Raw genomic sequence first — 2,217 nt, forward strand, 5'->3', positions numbered from 1 at the left:
GTCACTCCGACTCCACCGCCGACACCGCGTGCGGTGTGCCGACCGGCTTGGACTCGGCCGAGCCGCGCTGGCGGAGGTAGATCGAGAACGCGACCATCGTGCCGACCGCGAGGAACTCGGACTGCCAGTTCTGCAGGGTCCGATCCCAGAAGTCGGCCGAGACGACGTACTCGGCCCAGGTCGGCGCGGGCACCCCGTGCATGGCGGCCTCCTCCCCGGCGACGATCGTGCCGCCGAGCGACTGCGCCAGCCAGGACAGAGCGAACACCGTGCCCATCACAATCAGCAGGGAGTTGCCGTACACGACCCGGCGCCAGCCGGACGCCCGCGCCCAGCGCGGTGCGCCGTCGGGCGCATACCGCCCGACCAGCTGATCCTCGTCGCTCTCCGGCCCTTCGTCGCCCGGATTCTTCGACTCCGGCGATCCGCGCTGCACGAGCCAGATGGTCGCGCCGATGAACAGGAAGAACTGCAGGAACTCCGACTGCCAGTTCTCCGCCACGTCCACCACGAAGTCGGGCGAGAGCACGAACCCGAAGAAGTCGGCGGGCATTCGTCCGTGCTCCGTCATCTCCTCCACCTGCCGGAAGTACCCGGCGACGGCCTGGCCGCCGAGCGCCAGCAGGAACAGCAGCAGGAAGAACAGTCCCAGCGCGTTGTCGCGCAGCATCCGCCGCATGGTCATCGACCTCCGATGATGATCGCGAACATCACCGCGAGACCCCCGAAAGTCACCGTCATCCACGTCCAGAACACCACAGCCGGGCCACGTCCGGCCGACTGGCCCCTGTCCACCTGTTCCATCCGGTCCTCCTCCGGTCGAGACGATACGACTGGCCCGATGCTGTCGTCACGACGGCTCGGATGCCCAGCCCCTTGACGCCGGCGATGCGGCCTGTCAACCCCCTCAGCAGCCCGGGGACCACTCCGTATCGTCGCTCTTCCGAGCACCAGGAGAGGAAGAGATCATGACGCTGACGACGGAGGTCCTGGTGAAGGACATCATGACGCCGGGGGCCCGCTGCATCGGCGAGAACGACTCGCTGGAGACCGCGGCCCGCCTGATGGCCGATCTGGACATCGGCTCGCTGCCCATCTGCGGGGAGAACGGCAAGCTGAAGGGCATGCTGACCGACCGCGACATCGTCGTCAAGGCGATCGCGAACGGCCGTTCCCCCGCCGACACGCGCGCGGGTGCGCTCGCCGAGGGGACCCCGCTGCTCGTGGACGCCGAAGACGGGGTGAGTGCGGTGCTCGAACTCATGCAGAAGCACCAGGTGCGCCGCATCCCGGTGCTCGACGATCACGTGCTGGTGGGCATGGTCGCCGAGGCCGACATCGCACGCAGCCTCGCCCCGCAGCACACCGGCGAGACCGTCGAGCAGATCACGCGCTGAGCAGATCGCACGGAGAAGGAGACTGACATGGATGCAGGCATGGACGCGACGGAGAACGAACCGGGCACGCACGCCGACACCGAGGCGATGGCGAAGGACATGAGCCGGCGCCCGGCCGATGCCACCATCACCCACGCCGCATGGGGGTCGGGCGATCCGCACCTGCTGGTCTCCCGGGCGGACGACCGGAACGTCTTCCCACTGTCGGCGGATGAGACGCGGATCGGCTCGGCGCCCGACTGCGAGCTCGTGCTCGACGGGGCCGATCCGGTGCACGCGACCATCGTCCACGACGACCGCGACGAGTACGTGCTGACGATGCACGGCGAGGGCGAGATGAACGCCTGGTCCGAGGACGACACCCGCACGGAGATCCTCCGCACAGGCGCGCGCTTCACGGTGGCCGGCTGGTCGCTGGTGTTCATGCGCGAGGAGTACGCGGATCACGGCCGCCCCTGGGGCGGCCGTGAGGGCGGCGAGCTCTCCGATCAGCCGCCGCAGCCGCAGCGTCCGGACTACGCGGCCCAGCGGGCCGGCGAGCAGGACGAGGACGACCGCGGCTGGGAGGTGCGCAACGGCTGAGGCTCGGGGCCGTCAGTCGACCGCCTCCCGCTGGGTGCGGATGAAGTCCCAGTCGCGCATCGTGAGCCGCTCCTCGCGCGGCATCCGGACGCCGGTCAGGGCCTCCACCTCGTCCCGCACGAGGTCGGGGATGATCTCGCCATCCAGGGCCTCCAGCGCGTGCTTCGCCTCCGCGGACAGCAGCGGCCACCAGGTGTGGATCTCGGGGTCGGTCATGTCGGACTCCTCTCGCGATGTG

Annotated in this window: 5 protein-coding genes; 2 read left to right on the top strand and 3 right to left on the bottom strand. The window is 69.5% G+C overall.

Annotated features, from left to right (window positions below; translation table 11 throughout):
• Window position 1 precedes the first annotated feature (1 nt).
• On the bottom strand, window positions 2-685 hold the full coding sequence (locus BGN97_RS17455) for a DUF6766 family protein (protein ID WP_363331457.1): 684 nt from the start codon (window positions 683-685) through the stop codon (window positions 2-4).
• A complete protein-coding gene (locus BGN97_RS17460) occupies window positions 682-804 on the bottom strand; it encodes a hypothetical protein (RefSeq protein ID WP_292704410.1) in 123 nt (40 codons plus the stop codon). Before BGN97_RS17460 ends, BGN97_RS17455 begins: the two co-directional genes overlap by 4 nt.
• A gap of 164 nt (window positions 805-968) precedes the next feature.
• Between BGN97_RS17460 and BGN97_RS17465 the strand changes: the two genes are divergently transcribed.
• The gene (locus BGN97_RS17465; RefSeq protein ID WP_292704413.1) at window positions 969-1,397 is read left to right on the top strand and encodes a CBS domain-containing protein; all 429 of its coding nucleotides are present in this window, start codon (window positions 969-971) and stop codon (window positions 1,395-1,397) included.
• Window positions 1,398-1,424: 27 nt separating this feature from the next.
• Window positions 1,425-1,979 (top strand): FHA domain-containing protein, encoded by a 555-nt coding sequence (locus BGN97_RS17470; RefSeq protein WP_292704415.1) that lies wholly within the window; start codon window positions 1,425-1,427, stop codon window positions 1,977-1,979.
• 12 nt (window positions 1,980-1,991) lie between these two features.
• Here the strand turns inward: BGN97_RS17470 and BGN97_RS17475 are convergent.
• Window positions 1,992-2,217 (bottom strand): hypothetical protein (locus BGN97_RS17475; protein ID WP_292704418.1); only part of this gene is annotated, 226 nt, incomplete at its 5' end.

The sequence above is a fragment of the Microbacterium sp. 69-10 genome (genome assembly GCF_001897945.1).
In the GTDB taxonomy this organism is placed as follows: Bacteria; Actinomycetota; Actinomycetes; order Actinomycetales; family Microbacteriaceae; genus Microbacterium.

What these genes read in the sequence shown, in the direction of transcription:
- BGN97_RS17460 (WP_292704410.1), bottom strand. Translation starts at nt 804, where the DNA reads ATGGAACAGGTGGACAGGGGCCAGTCGGCCGGACGTGGCCCGGCTGTG.
- BGN97_RS17455 (WP_363331457.1), bottom strand. Translation starts at nt 685, where the DNA reads ATGACCATGCGGCGGATGCTGCGCGACAACGCGCTGGGACTGTTCTTC.
- BGN97_RS17465 (WP_292704413.1), top strand. Translation starts at nt 969, where the DNA reads ATGACGCTGACGACGGAGGTCCTGGTGAAGGACATCATGACGCCGGGG.
- BGN97_RS17470 (WP_292704415.1), top strand. Translation starts at nt 1,425, where the DNA reads ATGGATGCAGGCATGGACGCGACGGAGAACGAACCGGGCACGCACGCC.